This is a genomic window from Pseudomonas sp. MWU12-3088 (genome assembly GCF_023242405.1).
GTDB lineage: Bacteria > Pseudomonadota > Gammaproteobacteria > Pseudomonadales > Pseudomonadaceae > Aquipseudomonas > Aquipseudomonas kribbensis.
The window spans coordinates 258,364-273,915 of sequence record NZ_JALJEA010000010.1 but is presented as its reverse complement, the minus strand read 5'-3'; the positions used below and the strand labels follow the sequence as shown (position 1 = coordinate 273,915).

At 62.0% G+C, this 15,552-nt stretch carries 13 protein-coding genes; 12 read left to right on the top strand and 1 reads right to left on the bottom strand.

Features of this window, described 5'->3' with window-relative positions; all coding sequences use genetic code 11:
• Positions 1–129 precede the first annotated feature (129 nt).
• Positions 130–1,656, top strand: a complete 1,527-nt coding sequence (locus tag M5B98_RS22800; protein WP_085607979.1) for a CoA-acylating methylmalonate-semialdehyde dehydrogenase — start codon at positions 130–132, stop codon at positions 1,654–1,656.
• 9 nt (positions 1,657–1,665) lie between these two features.
• Positions 1,666–2,553 (top strand): 3-hydroxyisobutyrate dehydrogenase, encoded by an 888-nt coding sequence (gene mmsB, locus M5B98_RS22795; protein ID WP_248744049.1) that lies wholly within the window; start codon positions 1,666–1,668, stop codon positions 2,551–2,553.
• A 76-nt stretch (positions 2,554–2,629) separates the two neighbouring features.
• On the opposite strand, the gene M5B98_RS22790 is transcribed toward mmsB, so the two are convergent.
• The gene (locus M5B98_RS22790) at positions 2,630–2,974 is read right to left on the bottom strand and encodes a cupin domain-containing protein (RefSeq protein WP_039592382.1); all 345 of its coding nucleotides are present in this window, start codon (positions 2,972–2,974) and stop codon (positions 2,630–2,632) included.
• A gap of 524 nt (positions 2,975–3,498) precedes the next feature.
• Here M5B98_RS22790 and M5B98_RS22785 point away from each other — a divergent pair.
• From M5B98_RS22785 to M5B98_RS22740, 10 genes are all read left to right on the top strand, one after another.
• A complete protein-coding gene (locus M5B98_RS22785; protein ID WP_248744048.1) occupies positions 3,499–4,068 on the top strand; it encodes an acyl carrier protein in 570 nt (189 codons plus the stop codon).
• A gap of 8 nt (positions 4,069–4,076) precedes the next feature.
• Positions 4,077–5,351, top strand: a complete 1,275-nt coding sequence (locus M5B98_RS22780; protein ID WP_248744047.1) for a beta-ketoacyl-[acyl-carrier-protein] synthase family protein — start codon at positions 4,077–4,079, stop codon at positions 5,349–5,351.
• Between the two features lies 1 nt (position 5,352).
• Positions 5,353–6,411 carry a beta-ketoacyl synthase gene (locus tag M5B98_RS22775; RefSeq protein ID WP_248744046.1) on the top strand — a complete coding sequence of 353 codons (1,059 nt, stop codon included), beginning with the start codon at positions 5,353–5,355 and terminating at the stop codon, positions 6,409–6,411.
• Positions 6,408–7,703, top strand: coding sequence for a beta-ketoacyl-[acyl-carrier-protein] synthase family protein (locus tag M5B98_RS22770; protein WP_248744045.1), 1,296 nt, complete (start codon positions 6,408–6,410; stop codon positions 7,701–7,703). The genes M5B98_RS22775 and M5B98_RS22770 overlap by 4 nt, the downstream gene beginning before the upstream one ends.
• Positions 7,700–8,908: a beta-ketoacyl synthase N-terminal-like domain-containing protein gene (locus M5B98_RS22765; protein WP_248744044.1), complete on the top strand. Its 1,209-nt coding sequence runs from the start codon at positions 7,700–7,702 to the stop codon at positions 8,906–8,908. Before M5B98_RS22770 ends, M5B98_RS22765 begins: the two co-directional genes overlap by 4 nt.
• 54 nt (positions 8,909–8,962) lie before the next feature.
• Positions 8,963–11,833, top strand: a complete 2,871-nt coding sequence (locus M5B98_RS22760) for an aminotransferase class III-fold pyridoxal phosphate-dependent enzyme (RefSeq protein WP_248744043.1) — start codon at positions 8,963–8,965, stop codon at positions 11,831–11,833.
• 9 nt (positions 11,834–11,842) lie between these two features.
• Positions 11,843–12,580 carry a 3-oxoacyl-ACP reductase family protein gene (locus tag M5B98_RS22755; RefSeq protein WP_248744042.1) on the top strand — a complete coding sequence of 246 codons (738 nt, stop codon included), beginning with the start codon at positions 11,843–11,845 and terminating at the stop codon, positions 12,578–12,580.
• Positions 12,577–13,341 (top strand): SDR family NAD(P)-dependent oxidoreductase, encoded by a 765-nt coding sequence (locus M5B98_RS22750; RefSeq protein WP_108559488.1) that lies wholly within the window; start codon positions 12,577–12,579, stop codon positions 13,339–13,341. The genes M5B98_RS22755 and M5B98_RS22750 overlap by 4 nt, the downstream gene beginning before the upstream one ends.
• 2 nt (positions 13,342–13,343) lie before the next feature.
• Positions 13,344–14,639 carry a DUF1302 family protein gene (locus M5B98_RS22745; protein WP_412548549.1) on the top strand — a complete coding sequence of 432 codons (1,296 nt, stop codon included), beginning with the start codon at positions 13,344–13,346 and terminating at the stop codon, positions 14,637–14,639.
• Between the two features lie 70 nt (positions 14,640–14,709).
• Positions 14,710–15,546 (top strand): outer membrane lipoprotein-sorting protein, encoded by an 837-nt coding sequence (locus M5B98_RS22740; protein WP_248744041.1) that lies wholly within the window; start codon positions 14,710–14,712, stop codon positions 15,544–15,546.
• Positions 15,547–15,552 lie beyond the last annotated feature (6 nt).

Here is a 15,552-nt window from a genome sequence, read left to right as displayed (position 1 = left end):
CGTTCTTATTAGAAGTTTGCACATCTATACTCCAAAAACAGTCCGACAACCAATTCGCGACACACGCCTCATCTCAAGGCGAACCTTTCGCCTTGGCTCCCAAGATAAAAACAATTTCTGGAGACCAGCATGAACGCATCGCTTACGCCCAACGAAACCACGGTCCAGAAGGTCAAGCTGCTGATCGACGGCGAGTGGGTCGAATCGCAGACCACCGAGTGGCACGACATCGTCAACCCGGCGACCCAGCAGGTGCTGGCCAAAGTCCCGTTCGCCACTGCCGCTGAAGTTGATGCTGCCGTGAGTGCCGCCCAGCGCGCCTTCCAGACCTGGAAGCTCACCCCGATCGGCGCACGCATGCGCATCATGCTCAAGCTGCAGGCGCTGATCCGCGAACACTCCAAACGTATCGCCGTGGTACTGAGCGCCGAGCAGGGCAAGACCATTGCCGACGCTGAGGGCGATATTTTCCGTGGTCTGGAAGTGGTCGAGCACGCGTGCTCCATCGGCAGCCTGCAAATGGGCGAGTTCGCCGAGAACGTGGCCGGTGGCGTCGACACCTACACTCTGCGTCAGCCAATCGGCGTCTGCGCCGGCATCACGCCGTTCAACTTCCCGGCAATGATTCCGCTGTGGATGTTCCCGATGGCCATCGCCTGCGGCAACACCTTCGTGCTCAAACCGTCCGAACAGGATCCGCTGTCGACCATGCTGCTGGTGGAGCTGGCCATCGAAGCCGGTATCCCGGCGGGCGTGCTCAACGTGGTGCACGGTGGCAAGGACGTGGTTGATGGCCTGTGCACCCACAAGGACATCAAGGCCGTTTCGTTCGTCGGTTCGACCGCCGTCGGCACTCACGTTTATGACCTGGCCGGTAAACACGGCAAGCGCGTGCAATCGATGATGGGTGCGAAGAACCACGCCGTGGTGCTGCCGGACGCCAATCGCGAGCAAGCGCTCAATGCCCTGGTCGGCGCCGGTTTCGGTGCGGCTGGTCAGCGTTGCATGGCCACTTCGGTGGTGGTCCTGGTGGGGGCGGCCAAACAGTGGCTGCCGGATCTGAAAGCGCTGGCGCAGAAACTCAAGGTCAACGCCGGCAACGAGCCGGGCACCGATGTCGGCCCGGTCATTTCGAAAAAGGCCAAGGCGCGGATTCTCGATCTGATCGAAAGCGGCATCAAGGAAGGCGCGAAACTCGAGTTGGACGGTCGCGACATCAGCGTGCCGGGCTACGAGAAAGGCAACTTCGTCGGCCCGACCCTGTTCTCCGGGGTGACCACCGACATGCAGATTTACACCCAGGAAATCTTCGGCCCGGTGCTGGTGGTGCTGGAAGTCGACACCCTCGATCAGGCCATTGCGCTGGTCAACGCCAACCCGTTCGGCAACGGCACCGGTCTGTTCACCCAGAGCGGCGCAGCGGCACGTAAATTCCAGACTGAAATCGACGTCGGCCAGGTCGGCATCAACATCCCGATTCCGGTGCCAGTACCGTTCTTCAGCTTCACTGGTTCCCGCGGTTCGAAACTCGGCGACCTCGGCCCGTACGGCAAACAAGTGGTGCAGTTCTACACCCAGACCAAAACGGTCACGGCGCGCTGGTTCGATGACGACAGCGTCAACGACGGCGTGAACACCACCATTAACCTGCGCTGAGGAATGGCCATGAAAATCGCATTTATCGGTCTGGGCAACATGGGCGCGCCTATGGCGCGCAACATGATCAAGGCCGGGCATTCGCTGAATCTGGTGGACCTGAACAAAACCGTGCTGGCGGAACTGGAGCAATTGGGCGGCACCATTCGTGCCTCGGCTCGCGAAGCCGCTGAAGACGCAGAGCTGGTGATCACCATGTTGCCGGCCGCCGTGCATGTACGCAGCGTCTGGCTCGGTGAAGACGGCGTACTGGCCGGGATCGGCAAAGGCGTGCCGGCGGTGGATTGCAGCACCATCGATCCGCAGACTGCTCGCGACGTGGCGGCAGCGGCCGCCAAACAAGGCGTGGCCATGGCCGATGCACCGGTGTCCGGCGGTACTGGCGGCGCCACCGCAGGTACATTGACCTTCATGGTCGGCGCCACCCCGGAACTGTTCGCCACCCTGCAACCGGTGCTGGCGCAGATGGGCCGCAACATCGTGCATTGCGGTGAAGTCGGCACCGGGCAGATCGCCAAGATCTGCAACAACCTGTTGCTCGCCATTTCGATGGTCGGCGTCAGCGAAGCGATGGCCTTGGGCGATGCGCTGGGGATCGACACCGGTGTGCTCGCCGGGATCATCAACAGCTCGACCGGGCGTTGCTGGAGTTCGGAAATGTACAACCCGTGGCCGGGCATCGTCGAAACGGCGCCGGCCTCGCGCGGTTACACCGGTGGCTTCGGCGCCGAGCTGATGCTCAAGGATCTGGGGCTGGCCACCGAAGCGGCGCGTCAGGCCCATCAGCCGGTGGTGCTGGGCGCGGTGGCGCAGCAGTTGTATCAGGCGATGAGTCAGCGCGGGGAAGGGGGCAAGGATTTCTCGGCGATCATCAACAGCTATCGCAAACCGCAGTAAATGTCGTCAGGCCTGTGCTCGGCACAGGCCTGTATTGCCGGGAAATCACGTCGGGTGGTTTCCCGGCTTTTTTGTATCAGGCAAACACGAAATACTTGCGCACGGTCTCGACCACTTCCCAGGTGCCTTTCATGCCCGGCTCGACGACGAAGATGTCGCCGGCACGCAGATGGATCGGCTCCATGCCGTCCGGGGTGATGACGCAGTAGCCTTCCTGGAAATGGCAGTACTCCCACTTCACGTAGTCCACTCGCCACTTGCCTGGCGTGCAGATCCAGGTGCCCATGATCTTGCTGCCGTCTTCGCTGGTGTAGGCGTTGAGGTTGACGGTGTGCGGGTCGCCCTCGAGCTTTTCCCATTTGCAGGCGTCGAGTACGGGCAGCGGGTGGGTGTCGCGCAGAACGGTGATAGGTGCGGTCATTGGTGAGTTCCAGAGTGGGCCTTGAAGCGGAAGTTGCACCCTATAGCGCCGGGTACTTTGCCAATTGTCTGGACTCGACATTCAGTTGCTCATAAACGCAGCAGCCAATTGCACTGAACGGTTAGTCAATAACCCTGAAACTTTACTTGAAGGGATGTACTGATCTGGAACAAAGGTTATGAACTTATAACAAAATTACTTGATTTAATTTGTCAGGTGATACGTCAGGGTGTCATCGCTAAGTTGCTTTCCATAGTTGACCCCGAGAGCGGCCGTCGCGCTCCACCCTACGCAGACTTTGTTAAGTAAATATGTCGCTCCGACCAATCGCTCGCACCAATCGAGTGCAGCATTTACGGGGCTTGTGTACGTCCGTCTCAGATCAATAAAAAACTTTGAATAGTTCGTTGACTCTCCCCTTAAGGGCAGAGTTTAGATTTCCGCCGCGTGAGAAGTTGCTGTAGGAGAAGTTACTTCTCGTATGCGGAAAATATGAGTCAGCCACGACATATAGGGAGATAGAAATGAACAATCCATTGGACTTGGAACAGGTCATTGGCAGCACCCGCGCCATTCTCGCGCAGTTGTTGGTAATGAGCGCTGATGAAATCGATGAGCACAGCAGCATCGTCGAAGATCTGGGGGCGGATTCGCTGGACATCGTCGACCTCAGCTTCCAGCTGGGCCGTCAGTATGGCTGCACCTTGCCCAAGACCAGCGTGCTGGACCACGCGGTGGCTGTCTGTGGGGATGCCAGCGAGTTTCTGGCCAATGGCCGGATCACCGAAAACGGCAAAGCCCTGCTGGAGCAGAGCCTGAGCGCCTATGCGTCGGACCAGCTCACTGCCGGCATGCAACCGGCGCAGGTGTTCGCGGCCACCACGGTTCTCAACTGGGCGCAGCAGTGCCGCAATCTGTTCAATTACCTGCCATCGAGCTGCCCTGACTGCAACGCCCATCAAGCCGTGCTCAACGAGCGTCAGCAAGTGGTCTGCGGTGCATGCAGTGCACGACTGGCGCCGGCCGATGGCGACGAAGTCTCCCGTCAACTGGTCGAGCAGTTTGTGGCCACTCACGTCAAAGAGACGGTGTAGGAGCTCACATGCGGGCACGAGAAGTCTATGTGAGCGGGTTCGGCCTGGTGGCGCCCATGGCGCTGGACGCTGCCACGTTGTTCGAGCGCATCTGCCGGAAACAATCCTGTGTCCGCGAACATCCCCGGTTCCAGGCACTGGGGTTTCGCAACAGTGCGGCCGGGTTTATCGATGACGCGCAGTGGCAGCGGATTGCCGCCGGATTCGGTGGTAATGCAGCGCTGCACCCGCGCCAGAGTGTGCTGGCGGAGTACGTCGCGCGTCAGGCCTTGCAGCACGCCGGTCTGACACCGGCCGACTTTGCCCACAGCCGCAGCGGCCTGTTCCTGGGAGCCAATAAATACTGTGCCGACAGTCACGATTTGCAACGGGTCAGTCGGTGCATGGATGACACGGGGCGAGTCGATCTGGATCGCCTGCTGGACCATCCGGCACCGTCGAGCGCTGCGTTCGCGCGTCGGGTCGATCAACAGACCCAACACCTGGCGGACTGGCTCGGTATACGCGACTGCATCTCGACCCACTCCGACGCCTGTGCAGCCGGCACCATGGCCATCGGCAGCGCTTACCGGGCGATCGAGCGTGGTGACGTGGATCTCGCAATCTGCGGCGCCGTGGAACTGATGGCCAACGAGTTGCCGTATTACATGTTCAACAGCCTGGGCGCGTTGTGCCAGGCCGACCTGCCGGCAGGCGAGCAGAGCCGCCCGTTCATGCCGGATCGCAGTGGTTTTGTGCTCAGCGAAGGCGCGGCCCTGGTGATTCTCGAATCCGCCGAGCATGCCCAACGGCGCAAGGCCACGCCATTGGGACGAGTGTTGGGCTACGCCAATGTCTGCGAAGCCCAGAAGATGACCTCCAGCAGCCGGGATGGCAGCAAGTACGAGGAATGCATGGACGCTGCAATCGAAGATGCCGGGCTGCTGCGCAGTGCCGTGCAACACGTCAATACCCACGGGACTTCCACCCAGGCCAACGACAGTTGCGAGGCCCTGGCCCTGCAACGGCTGTTTGGCGAATGCCAGGACTTCATGACCTTCACCGCCAACAAGTCGGCCATGGGGCACTCCCTGGCAGGCAGCGGCGCCATTGAAGCCGTGCTGTCGCTGATGACGTTGCGCGACGGTGTGCTGTTGCCGACCTTGAACTATGAGCCTGAGCGCGCCGAGTACCCTTCATTGAAGTTCCTCAGCGAGCCTGTGCGCCAGCCGATCAACGTGGTGATGTCCAACTCCTTCGGGTTCGGCGGCGTCAACAGCTCGCTGGTTCTGGGGAGGGCATGATATGAACAGAGCCCTCTACATCAATGCGGCTGCCGTGCTCAATGCGGCCGGCAGCGAATGCGCCGACCTGCTCGGTACACCGCCGGTGCCGCAACCGCTGGCCTTCGACCCGCAACGCAAGGCCTTGGCGCTGCCTGCGCCGCGCCTGGCCAGCGACCTGTTCGATCGCAAGATCCAGCGCAGCGTCGAGCCCCAGGGTTTGCGTCTGCTGCACTGCGCCGCACGCCTGGCACCCGCGCTGGCGGCGCTGCAACTGCCTGCTGCGCGCATTGCCCTGACCGCCGCCATTCCGGAGGTGGACGCGCCAAGCCCTTGCTGGGATGCAGTGCAAGCGATCCTCGAACAGCCGCAAAAACAGTTGTCGCAACTGTTGGCCAACACCCCGCCATTGCATGCGTTGACGCTGCTCAACAGCAGTGTGATGGCTTACGTGGCCGAGGCGCTGAATTGCCATGGCCCGATGGGCGGCTTCTGCTCCCAGGACAATGCCGGACTCGATGCGTTGATCGAGGCCTGTCAGCAAATCGCCGAACAACACGCCGATGCGGCGCTGGTGGTCAGCAGCAGTCCGAACCTTACACCGGCCCTGTACCTGCGCGAGCCCGCTCTGGCGGACGAGCCGGTTTACGGTGAAGGCGCCGCGGCGCTGCTGCTCAGTTCGACACCGGTGCAGGACGCCACGCAGATCTTGCGCGTGGCCGGGTTTGCCCGAGGCTACAGCGCGGATCCGCAGCGCACGCTGGCCGTCGGCAAACGAGTGATCGAGCGCGCCCTGAGCCAGGAAAAACTGTGTCTGGGTGACGTTGCCAATGTGGTGGCCAATTCCGCCGACCGGCAACTGATGAGCCTGTTTGAATCAATGCCGCACAGCCTGCGCAGTGTCAGTGCAATGACCGGTGAGCTGGGCGCCAGCGGATTGCTGACCGAGGTCGCCATGGCTTTGCACCACAGTCGCGACGCTGGCGCCATGCCCGGCTACACGTTGCTCGTCAGTCATGGTCGCGCCGGTCACTGGGGCGCATTGCTGTTGGCCAGTGAAACCCTGGAGAAGTACGCATGAGTGCGACACGGATTGTGATCACCGGAATGGGCGCGGTAACCGGATTCGGTTTCGAATGGCAGACCCTCTGGGAAAAAATGCTCGGCGCCGAACATTGCGTGCGCCCGTGGCAGCCGCAAGATTTGCAGGAGAATGAATTTCCTGTTCGCTATGCGGCGCCTGTGGACATGGCGTTGTTACCCGGGCATTTGCAGAACCACCCGGCCTGGACGCTGTCCCTGGAAAAGCGCAGTCGCTTTGGCTGGGTGGCCGCCACCCAGGCCGTCGCCGACAGCGGGTTGAACCCCGAGCAGTTGCGCGATGCTGCCGTGCTGTGTGCCTCCGGGGCACCGCAACACATGCTCGCCGACATGCTCCTGACCCAGGCGCCGGACGGCAATGTACCGGACTGGCAACACCTGATGGCGCGGGAAACAGAAGTCAGCGCCGAGGGTTCCCTGCGCCAGGCCAACGACCGGCTGGCGCGAGTGATTGCCGACGACCTCGGTTGTGAAGGCCCGGTGATCAATATCAGCAGTGCCTGTGCCGGCGCGTCCCAGGCAATCGGCAATGCGTTCCAGATGATTCGTCGCGGCGAAGTGAATGTTGCCGTGGCCGGTGGCGCCGACTCGGTGCTCAACCTCGACACCATGGCCGCTTTGTACCTGCTGGGCGCAGCCTCGGGCGAGCAGCGCTGGGGCGCTGACCTGTGCCGGCCGTTCGATCGTGACCGCAGCGGCCTGATCGCCGGCGAGGGCGGCGGGTTTGTTGTATTGGAAAGTCTTGAGCATGCCCTGGCGCGGGGGGCGACCCCGTATGCCGAAGTACTCGGTTACGGCAGCAGCCTGGACGCCTACAAGGTCACCGCACCGCAGCCAGAGGGCCGGGGCGCCGCGCTGGCAATGCAAGCGGCGCTGGACGATGCCGGGTTGCAGCCGCAGCAGATTGACCTGATCAATGCCCACGGCACCTCGACGCCCCTCAATGATGTGGCGGAGACCCTGGCCATCAAGCAGGTGTTCGCTCAGCACAAGCATTATCAGGCGCTGGCTGTCAGTGCCAACAAGTCGCAATTCGGCCACCTGATCGCGGCGGCCGGCGCACCGGAGTGCATCGTCACGGCGCTGGCCTGTCTGAACGATCTGGTCACACCCACCGTGAACCTGCACGAGGCCGATGAACGCTGCGATCTGGATTATTGCGCCGGTCAGGCCGTCAGCCGTCGCGTGGATTACGCCCTCAGCAACTCCTTTGGCTTCGGCGGCCTGAACACCTCGCTGGCCCTTGGCAAATATCGGGAGCACGGACAATGACTAGCGCCACTGCACGCATTGCCATCGCTGGCAGCGGTTGTGTGTTGCCGACGGGTTGGGGCGTCGAGGGTTTCTGGGCGGCGGCCCGGGAAGGTCGCAGTGCGATCGCGCCGCTGCAAACGCCGCTGTTTCACAGTGAACGCATCGCCGCATTCGGACAGATCGATGACGCCACGCACCAGCGCAGTCGGCAGGACGTTGCGCAAAACCTGCAGCGTTACTGCCCGCCGGCGGTGATTTGGGGCGTCAGCGCGGTGCGTCAGGCGCTGGCCGAGGCCGGCGTCGAACCCGGCCAGGACGGTTTGCGTTATGGCCTCTATTGCTGTCAGGGCGGGTATACCCATCCGTCGGTGGCTTCTTATGGTGAACTGCTTCAGGAGTCCCGTACCGACAGCGCTGCCGACATGAACCGCCTCGCGCAGCAAGTGTTGCAGGAGCGTGCGCTCGATCCGTTTCTGGTGCTCAAGAGTCTGAGCAACGGCTTGCTCGGTGTGGTCAGTCTGGCGTTGAAGCTGGAGTGCGAGTGCAACGCCTACATGCAGGGCGTGGCCGGCAATCTGGCGGCATTGCATCAGGCGCACAGTGCCTTGCAGAGTGGACGCATCGACGTGGCCATCGTGGTCGGGGCCGGCAGTGAGCTCGACCCGTTGGCGCTGTCCACCCTCGCCGAAGCGGGCGTGATCAGTACCGATGGGGCCCAACAGATGCTCGCCTTCGACCGCCAGGGTTCGGGCGGTATTGCCGGCGAAGGCGCTGCTGCGCTGGTGCTGCGGCGGGCCGCGGATCTGCCGCCGGGACCGCAGACTTGCCTGTCGGCGCTGTTCGCGCATCCGCGTCTGGACGCTCTGAGCCTGCCGGACAAACAGGTCGATTTGCTGATCAGCAGTGCCACCGGCACTGCGCACAAGGACGCCGATCTGGCCCGCACGCTGGCCCGAACCGGCGCCGCACACATCACCAGCAGCACGGCGTTGACCGGCATCCTCAGCGGTGCGCCGAGCCTGGTCGACCTGATCCTCGCCCGTCAGATGCTGCAGGCCCAAAGCATCGCGCCGATTGCCGGGCTGACGCAGCCGGTGGATACGCATCTGCCGTTTGTATCGGGCGAACCGCGGGATGCGGTTCTCCACGATTGCCTGGTGATCAACCGCGACGACAACGGCTTCAGCGCCTGCTACCAACTCGACTTGCAGGCGGACGACTGACCGCTTCAAGGCAATACATCGCTTCTGAATTTTTACTCAAGGGATATGACTGTCATGGATTACCGCGATTACGTTCGGCCAAAATTCGTTGAACTGATGCAGGCCCTGGGCCTGGAGTGCCAGTTCCATCGGGCGCAGGGCAGCAAACTGTTCTACCGCGACAAGCAGGGTGACGAAGTGACCGTCACCGATTTTCTCGGTGGCTACGGCGCCGCGCTGTACGGTCACAACGATCCGCAATTCGTCGATCAGCTGTGCGGCCTGCTGCGCGCCGATGTGCCGTTCAACGCGCAAATGTCGGTGCGTGGCGCGGCGGGGCAGTTGGGGCGCGAACTCAGCGAAGCGTTCAACCGTGAGCTGAACAACACCGAGCGCTACATTTCCACCTTCTCCAACAGTGGCGCCGAGTCGGTGGAAATCGCCGTCAAACATGCCGAGTATCGTCGTCAGAAAAACCTGCAGAAGCAGTTCGACGAGCGCGATTTCGAACTGGCGAACCTGGTGGCCAGTGACAAGGCTTATGTCGAGCTGGAGATCGACGATCTCGACCTGCCGGCCGGCCTGTTGCCGCCGCACCTGACCTGCGTGACTGTGCGTCAGGTGGCCGAGGCGGTGCGTCAGCACAACCTCGCGCAACTGCATGTCGAGCCGGTCTTCCTCGCGGTGCGAGGCAGCTTCCACGGCAAGCTGGTGAACACCGTTCAACTGACTTACGGCAAGCAATACCGCAAGCCATTTGCCCGTTTCGGGCTCAATGTCGAATTCATCGACCCGCATCAACCGCAGCAGCTGCAAGACCTGCCGGCCCGCCACCAGCATCACTGGCTGAGCCTGGAGTGGAGCGGCGAAACCCTGCACGTGCGCCGTGAAGCGTTCAGCGCAATCACTGCCGTGCTGCTGGAGCCGATCCAGGGTGAGGGCGGGATCAACGAGTTTGCCAAAGAGTTCTATCTGGGCCTGCGTCGCCTGTGCAACGAGCAGCAATGCCCGTTGGTCATCGACGAAGTGCAGTCGGGTTTCGGTCGCACCGGCACCTTGCTCGGCGCCACCCATTTCAACCTGCAGGGCGACTACTACTGCCTGTCCAAGGCGCTGGGCGGCGGCTTGATGAAAATCGCCGCCACCGTGATTCGCGCCAGCCATTACGAAAACGATTTCAGCTACATCCACAGCTCGACCTTCGCTGAAGACGATGCGTCGTGCCACATCGCGCTGTCGGCCCTGCGCCGGCTGTTCGAAAACGACAGCGCCATGCTCAAGGATGTGAACAAGAAGGGCGAGTACCTCAAGACTTCGCTGCTGGAACTCAAGGCGGCCTATCCGGACGTGATCGCCGATGTGCGCGGACGCGGCCTGCTGCTGGGGTTCGAACTGCATGACCTGACCGGCGCCAGTTCGCTGGTCCAGGCATCGGCGCAGTACAACGATGCGCTGGGCTACATCATTGCCGGCTACCTGTTGCAGTTCGAGTCGTTGCGTGTGGCGCCGTCGGGCAGCAACGCCAATGTGATTCGCCTGGAACCACCGGTGTGCATCACTTTCCAGGAAATCGATGGCCTGATCGCTTCGCTGCAAAAAGTCTGCGACATGCTGCGTCGTCGCGACGCGTTCCCGCTGGCTGCCGGTGTGTGTGCCGACAGCATCCCCCAGGTGCCGGCACGCGATGTCAGCTTCACGGAGACCGAAAGCCTCCCAAAGCCTGACGAGAACGTGCGCGTGGTAGCACGCGTGGCGTTCATCAACCACCTGATCGATGCGGACATGCTCAGTGATGTCGACCCATCGCTGTCGACCCTGAGCCCGGAGCAGAAGCGCGAGTTCATCAAACGCATGGCCCCCGAGCGCCGCGCAGCGCCCATCGGCCCGGTGCAGATCCGCTCGAAACTCGGCACGGCGGTGGAGTTCACTCTCTATCCGCTGTGCATGGATTCCGATGCGATGGCGGCTTACATCGCCAGCGGCGATCTGGAAACCATCCGCGAGGAAGTCGGCAATCGCATCAAGGATGCCCGCGCCGACGGCTATAGCGTGGCCGGCCTGGGCATGTACACCTCGATCGTCACCAACAACTGTCAGGCGCTGAAAATTCCTGACATGGCGCTGACCTCGGGCAACGCGCTGACCATCGGCATGGGGCTGGAAGCCATCGAGCAGGGCTGCAAGCAGCAAGGGCTGGAGCTGAGTCAGCAGACCGCTGCGGTGGTCGGTGCTGCCGGCAACATTGCTTCGACCTACGCCTCGCTGTTATCGACCAGTGTCGAGCACCTGATCCTGATCGGCAGCGGTCGCGACGGCTCGCTGCGACGCCTGGAAAAAACCGCTCACCAGATTTACGCCGAAGCCGCCCGGGCCATTCTCAAGGGTGTTGCCGAGCACGATCGTCTCGCCAGTCGCCTGCAGCAACTGCGGGGTATCGACACCCTGCTGCAAGCCCATGGCAACAGTGCCGATCTCGGGCAGCGCGTGGCGCAACTGGTCGATGAGCAACTGGGAAGCAACGCGTTCATCACCGTCAGCAACGACCTGGATGCCTTGAAGCAGGCGCGCATCGTGCTGTGTGCGGCGAATGCACCGCAGGCGTTTCTTGGCGCCGAACACTTTGCCGAAAACAGCGTGATCTGCGACATCGCCGTTCCGCTGAACGTGGACCAGAACCTCGCCGGTCAGCGCGCCGACGTGCTGTACATGCACGGCGGGATTGTCCAGACGCCGCTGGGCGATGGCCTGGCCCTCAACGTTCGCGCCTACCTCAAGCAAGGTCAGTTGTACGCCTGCATGGCGGAGTCGGTACTGATGGGGTTGTCGGGCATGAAACAGCACTACTCCTACGGCGACATCAGTCGTGAGCAAGTGCAACAGATCCGTGCACTGGCCGCGACCCACGGGTTCAGCCTCGCGCAGTTCAAAACCGATAACTCGCTGTAAGGAACGGTCATGCCGAACAAAGTAGCAGTAGTGACCGGCGGCAGCCGTGGCATCGGCCGGGCCATCGTCCTGGCGCTGGCAGGTGCCGGTTATCAAGTGGCGTTCAGTTATGTGCGTGATGAAGTAGCGGCGATCGCCTTGCGTGATGAAGTGCAAGCGTCGGGCGTGGATTGCCTGGCGATGCAATGCGACATCAGCCGTGGCGACAGCATCGGGTCATTCTTCGAGCGGGTCGAGGCGCATTTCCAGCGCGTCGATCTGCTGGTCAACAACGCCGGCATTACCCGTGACGGCTTGCTGGCGACGATGCCGGCCAGCGACATTCTGGAGGTGATCCAGACCAACCTGGTCGGCACCTTGCTCTGCTGTCAGCAAGTGCTGCCGGGCATGCTGCGCCAGCGTAGCGGCTGCATCGTCAATATCAGTTCGGTCGCCGCGCAAAAGCCCGGCAAGGGCCAGAGCAACTATGCCGCGGCCAAGGGCGGGGTCGAAGCCATGACCCGCGCGCTGGCGGTCGAGCTGGCGCCACGCAATATCCGGGTCAATGCGGTGGCACCGGGGATCGTCAAGACCGAGATGAGCACCGCACTGATCGGCAGTCAGGAGGAGCAGATCCAGTCGCGGCTGCTGATCAAGCGTTACGCCGAGCCCGAGGAAATCGCCGAGGCGGTGCTATACCTCGCCGAACGTGGCCTGTACCTGACCGGGGAGGTCCTGCCGGTGAACGGCGGGTTGAAAATGCCATGAGCCGCACCATTCTGATTACCGGTGCGGCCAAGGGCATCGGTCGCGCGGTGGCCGAGGACTTCGCGGCAAATGGCGACAATCACCTGATCCTGCTGGACCTGGACTTGCCGCAACTGCAGGGCTGGGTGGATGAGCAGCAGGAGCGGATCAACGCGCGGGTCGAGACCCACGCGGCGAACATCGCCGACCTGCCTGCCATGGAAGCGTTTTTCAAGCAGCTCGGCACCCGGATCAAGCAGGTCGACGTGCTGGTCAACAGTGCCGGTATCTGCAATGAAAACGAGCCCGAAGATCTGCACAACTGGCACAAGGTGATTTCGGTCAACCTCAACGGTACGTTCTACGTGACCTCGTTGTGCCTGGCGCTGATGCCGGATCGCGGACGGATCATCAACATGTCCTCGATCCTCGGGCGGGCCGGCAAGGTGCGCAACACCGCGTACTGCGCTTCCAAGCACGGCATCGTCGGCATGACCAAGGCTCTGGCGCTGGACCTGGCGTCGCGGCAGATCACGGTCAACGCGATTCTGCCGGCCTGGATCGATACACCGATGCTCCAGGGCGAACTGGCGACACAAGCGGCGATCGCCGGTCTGACCCAGGAACAGATCGTGCGCAACGCGAAGAAAAAACTGCCGATGCGCCGCTTCATCCAGAGTGAAGAAGTGGCGGCGATGGTGCGTTACCTGGCCAGTCCTGAAGCCGGCGGGGTCACGGCCCAGAGCCTGGTGATCGATGGCGGCGTCGGGTTGGGAATGTAGCGATGCCAGGATCTATCAACCGCATCGCCTGGGCGATGTGGGCGTGCGTGGCCGCTCCGGCGGCTGTCGCGGCCCTGGAAGTCGACGATCTCAAGCCCGATTACGCCGACGCCGAAATCGGCGTGGCCACGGCACTGCGCCTGCACGGTGACGATCAGGTCACACAGAAGGCCGTGTATTTCAAAGCCAACCTGGAGGACAACTGGGACGGCGGCTATTACAAGGCCAAGGGCCGTGTGCGGTATGACGCCCGCTACGACGGCAACAACCCGTACAGCGAACGCGCCCGGGAAAAATATCGCTTCGACGCTGACTGGCGGCATTTGTATGTCGGTCATTCGCTGGGCGACGGTGAAGTGACGGTCGGCTGGCAGCAGGTGGTCTGGGGGCGTGCGGATGAGCTGCGTGTGCTGGACCAGATCAACCCGCTGGACTATCGCGATGGGCTGACCCCGTTGCTTGAAGACAGCCGCATCGCCGTACCGATGGTGCGTGTGACGCAGCCCGTAGGCGAGTGGGAACTGGAAGCACTGTGGATCACCGACTTCGTCAAGAACCAGCCGCCGGTGGCGGGCAGCGAGTTCGCCGCGCCGCTGTTTGTAGCGCCGGATCCGGAGTATTTCCTGCTTGATTCCAAACCCGGTTATGACGGTGACAAGGGCTATTCCTATGGTCTGAGCGCCAACGGCCGGATCGGTGCGGTGGACACCAGTTTCGTGGCACTGAGTGCACGTCAGCAGGACCCGGTGTATGCCGTCGAAGGTCTGGCCGATGACGGTCGTACACGCCTTGAACGCCAGTTTCCCCGTTACACCATGGGCGGTGCAGGTCTGGCGATCGACGCCGGTCACAGCATCGTGGTGCGCAGCGAGATCGCCTGGTTCGACAACTGGCGCGTGACCAATCCGACCCGAGCCTACGGTGCCGACAGCACTTCGATGGTCAAGTCGCTGCTGGGTGTCGATTATCTGTGGCGCGACTGGCTGATTTCCGCGCAATGGCAGGAGCAGGTGCTGCTCGACTGGCAGGACGGGATGCTGCAGGACAAGCGCGAGCCGCTGTTCACGCTGTCGGCCGAAGGCACTCACTGGCAGGACCGGCTCAAGAGCCGACTGGTGGCCGCGGCCTCGCCGCCGCTCAAGGACAACGCTTTGTTGCAGGGCATCTTCACCTACAAACCGGTGGACTACATCAAGCTGGGACTGGAAGTGGACGTGTTCTTCGGCAAACCCGACAGGGCCTTCGGCGAGTACAGCAAGCGCGATCAAGTGCGGCTGTCCGCCGGCTATCTGTTTTAACCCCGTGACGCCTGCCTGCCGCCGGTGGCGCAGGCCCGCATGTACTCATCCGACGAAAAGGGAAATTCCGATGTTGCCGCTTTTGAAAAGTCTGACCGCCACCGCGTTGATCCTCAGTGGCGTCTGCGCCAGCGCTGCCGACGGCAGCAATGCCGATGAAATCATTCGCCAGGTGCGCGATCGCAATGACGGTAAAAGCTTCATGTCCCAGGTGTCGTTGATCCTTCACGACAAGAAGGGCAATACCCGGGTTCGTGAATTCACCTACCTGCAGAAGGACTACCCGGACAGCGACAAATTTAGCATGTATTTCTCGGCGCCGACCGATGTGCGCGACGTCGCGTTCCACATCGAAAACCCGCATGAGACTCTGGGCCTGGAAGACAGCCAGTGGATGTACCTTCCGGTCAGCCGCCAGACCCGCCGGATCTCCACCACCGACAAGCGCGGCTCGTTCATGGGCAGCGAATACTCCTATGCCGATCTGGACAAGATCCGGGTCAAGGATTACTCGCAGACATTGCTGGGTGAAGAGCAGATCAAGGGCCGCGACTGCTACGTGATCGAACGTGAACCGGCGTCCTCTGAAGTGCTGGCCAAGACCGGTTACAACAAACTCAAGGTGTGGATCGACAAGCAGAATTTCCTGGTCATGCGTCAGGACTTCTTCGACGTCAAAGGTGTGCTGATCAAGCAGATGCGCACCCAGAAGGTCGAGACCATTGACGGGATCGACAGCATCCTGCTCAGTGAAACCGAACACTTCATCGACGGTACGCGCTCGGAAATGCGCTTCAACCAGTTGCAGTACAACGTCCCGCTCGAAGACCGGCTGTTTACCCAGACCGCCATCAAGCGCGGCCTGAAAAACGGTGACCTGCCGGAATTTTCCGTGACTGCCCGCTAAGCGCCG

Bases quoted from the DNA above. Each gene is read 5' to 3' on its own strand.
- M5B98_RS22800 (WP_085607979.1), top strand. From the start codon at position 130: ATGAACGCATCGCTTACGCCCAACGAAACCACGGTCCAGAAGGTCAAG.
- mmsB (WP_248744049.1), top strand. From the start codon at position 1,666: ATGAAAATCGCATTTATCGGTCTGGGCAACATGGGCGCGCCTATGGCG.
- M5B98_RS22790 (WP_039592382.1), bottom strand. From the start codon at position 2,974: ATGACCGCACCTATCACCGTTCTGCGCGACACCCACCCGCTGCCCGTA.
- M5B98_RS22785 (WP_248744048.1), top strand. From the start codon at position 3,499: ATGAACAATCCATTGGACTTGGAACAGGTCATTGGCAGCACCCGCGCC.
- M5B98_RS22780 (WP_248744047.1), top strand. From the start codon at position 4,077: ATGCGGGCACGAGAAGTCTATGTGAGCGGGTTCGGCCTGGTGGCGCCC.
- M5B98_RS22775 (WP_248744046.1), top strand. From the start codon at position 5,353: ATGAACAGAGCCCTCTACATCAATGCGGCTGCCGTGCTCAATGCGGCC.
- M5B98_RS22770 (WP_248744045.1), top strand. From the start codon at position 6,408: ATGAGTGCGACACGGATTGTGATCACCGGAATGGGCGCGGTAACCGGA.
- M5B98_RS22765 (WP_248744044.1), top strand. From the start codon at position 7,700: ATGACTAGCGCCACTGCACGCATTGCCATCGCTGGCAGCGGTTGTGTG.
- M5B98_RS22760 (WP_248744043.1), top strand. From the start codon at position 8,963: ATGGATTACCGCGATTACGTTCGGCCAAAATTCGTTGAACTGATGCAG.
- M5B98_RS22755 (WP_248744042.1), top strand. From the start codon at position 11,843: ATGCCGAACAAAGTAGCAGTAGTGACCGGCGGCAGCCGTGGCATCGGC.
- M5B98_RS22750 (WP_108559488.1), top strand. From the start codon at position 12,577: ATGAGCCGCACCATTCTGATTACCGGTGCGGCCAAGGGCATCGGTCGC.
- M5B98_RS22745 (WP_412548549.1), top strand. From the start codon at position 13,344: ATGCCAGGATCTATCAACCGCATCGCCTGGGCGATGTGGGCGTGCGTG.
- M5B98_RS22740 (WP_248744041.1), top strand. From the start codon at position 14,710: ATGTTGCCGCTTTTGAAAAGTCTGACCGCCACCGCGTTGATCCTCAGT.